The 2,316-nt window shown below is 45.1% G+C and carries 1 protein-coding gene and 1 pseudogene; both read right to left on the bottom strand.

What is annotated here, in order from left to right:
* A pseudogene (locus tag F6K37_RS38705) lies at positions 1-778 on the bottom strand (apolipoprotein N-acyltransferase); the annotation flags it as partial.
* Between the two features lie 67 nt (positions 779-845).
* Complete coding sequence (locus tag F6K37_RS38700) at positions 846-2,078, bottom strand: glycosyltransferase family 39 protein (protein WP_008179494.1); 1,233 nt, start codon at positions 2,076-2,078, stop codon at positions 846-848.
* Positions 2,079-2,316 lie beyond the last annotated feature (238 nt).

Raw genomic sequence — 2,316 nt, 5'->3', positions numbered from 1 at the left:
CGCTTTCAGCTATTAAACCATTGACGGCGACAATAGCTGCTGTAACTGTTATTGGACCGGATAATTGACCGAGGTGCAAAATTATCAGGTTATGGGGACTTTGGGTATAGGATAAGGAAGACCAGTACAGGGGACTCATACTCCGCAGGGTTTCTATGCCACACCACAAGCCTGTACCGATTAGAACCCGCAAGCAGGAGGTTAAAAGAACATAGTTTTGAGTGGGGGTAGGGAGATTTAGATCACGATTTAGATCAGGATTTAGATCACGTTGTTGTGTAGCTTTGGTGGATGGGAATTTACAGCGGTTTTCAGATGAATTGACCTCACTACCTTTAGCTGCAAGCCCCCTAAATCCCCCAATTCTGGGGGACTTTAACTCAATTTCCCCCTCCAGTGCGCTTTCCGTTGGCGAATTAAATTCGCCACGGGTCGCACCGCAAAGTTGGGGGGCTAGGGGGGCGAAACTTGCTGTAATTGATTGAGTTATAGAGATTCCTATGGCCCAGACAGCTACTAGGAGTGCTCCCCACAGGGTAATGAATATCCAGCAGAATAATGCGATCGCAATACTAGCTAGCCATGGTACCCCCATCCAGTCCATCGGGTGAATACCAGTAATCCAAGATAGAGCTAAGCCATGATAACCGATACCCCAGATCAGACCAGATAAAGCATTGCCACGAATACTCTGACCCCTGACTACTATGAACCATAGAGGCACTAGGGCAATCCACGCTAGGGGCCAAGCTTCTGTTGGTGATGGTGTCAGTCCCATCAGGATGCCACCGATTAATGGTAATAGTAAACGATGTATAGACAAAATGAACTATATAAATAAAATCTCAAGTTGGCGCACCACCTGCTACACGATACAAGGTTGTGTAGTAATGCACTAGACCACTACCCACTGCTATAGCGTAGAGCAGAGTTACTAAAACAGCTACCTGACGTTGCCAACGCCAAACTTTCATCAAGCCTGCTGCTAGAAGAATTAAGAAATAGGGGGATACAATTAGTAGATAGCGAGCTTTCCATATGGAACTGGAAACATAGGATATCAATAAGATAGATCCGGCAGGTAATAATGCCCACACTTTAATCCACCAGAGTTTTGTTGAGGGGTGCCTGCTCAATAGAGCGATCGCAAGCAAGCCGATTGCCATGGCTGTATATGCCATGTAATATAGCAAAGGTACAAGATTTGACGTTAACACATGCTCTACAAGCCAGTCCATGATAGACTGCTGATTGAGCTGTTTCATCAGGTCGTTGGCACTGATGCCTGACCCTAGTAAGTGTCTCAATGGCCAAAAAGCTGTCAAGTGGGTGACTTCAGAGATAATTAAGATAATGTTGGGTTTTGGGTACTGTGTAACCCAACCTTTGAGGAATTTAGTGGAAGACTCATTAACTGCTGATACCAAAGGAAGCCAACAACTCCCAATCAGCAGCAGCCTGATCCCAAAGGCAAATAATCGGCGCTTGTGATTACGGAACTGCCATCCAATTAATACCAGATCTGGCACAAACAAGGTCACACTAACGGGAGTAGTCACCAGGGCTAGAAACCTGGCCACAGCCCACCAGTTGATGGCAGCAAACCTGGGATTTTCAAGGGCATGAACTAGAGCTAAGGTACCCCCTAAACTTAAGAAGGGGATGAGGGTGTACATCCTTACCTCTTGGGCATGGTTGATAAACAGAGGCGAGAGGGTTAGTAAGAGGGCGGCAATCAAGCCAACTGGCTTTCCAGCTAAGCGACGACCCAGCAGGTAGATTAGGAAGATACTGCCTAGTCCAAAAATTACAGATAGCCCACGCAACCAAACGGTGCTAGTGCTAAACTGCATCCAAATGTGGAGAATCATGAAATAAAAGGGACGTGTCAGATTCTTCGGAGGCAGTGATATCCCACTCTGGGTTTTGTTAATGCTAAATAGCTCATCGTACCATAAGCTCTCTGTGCCGAGTTGATAGAGGTACAACCCAGTAGCGACTAGTAAAATTAAGCCGATCGGCATCCACTTCTGGAGCAAATTGGCTCTTATTCCAAGTGCTGGTGTATTCAGTTTCATGGTGATGGACAGTTAATTCAAATTAGTTAAGTAGTATGATTTCACTAATATTAGTTAATTAAAATTAGGGATTGTGAGCGCAATCCTAGTATTCTGTGAATTTAGTTTTGAGCATTAGGGGAAATAGCAATCCGTGTAGGAATTGAGATAATTTTGATGCCATATTCCCTACTCCCTGTTCCGGTGATCCGCTGTTCCCTTTGCTAAAGTGTTAGGTTTTCCTATTTAATCCCTAAGA

The sequence above is a fragment of the Moorena sp. SIO4E2 genome, assembly GCF_010671945.1.
Taxonomy (GTDB): domain Bacteria; phylum Cyanobacteriota; class Cyanobacteriia; order Cyanobacteriales; family Coleofasciculaceae; genus Moorena; species Moorena producens.
This window is presented reverse-complemented; position numbering and strand designations above follow the sequence as displayed.

Coding starts and splice junctions, on each gene's coding strand:
- F6K37_RS38700 (WP_008179494.1), bottom strand. CDS start 2,078: ATGAAACTGAATACACCAGCACTTGGAATAAGAGCCAATTTGCTCCAG.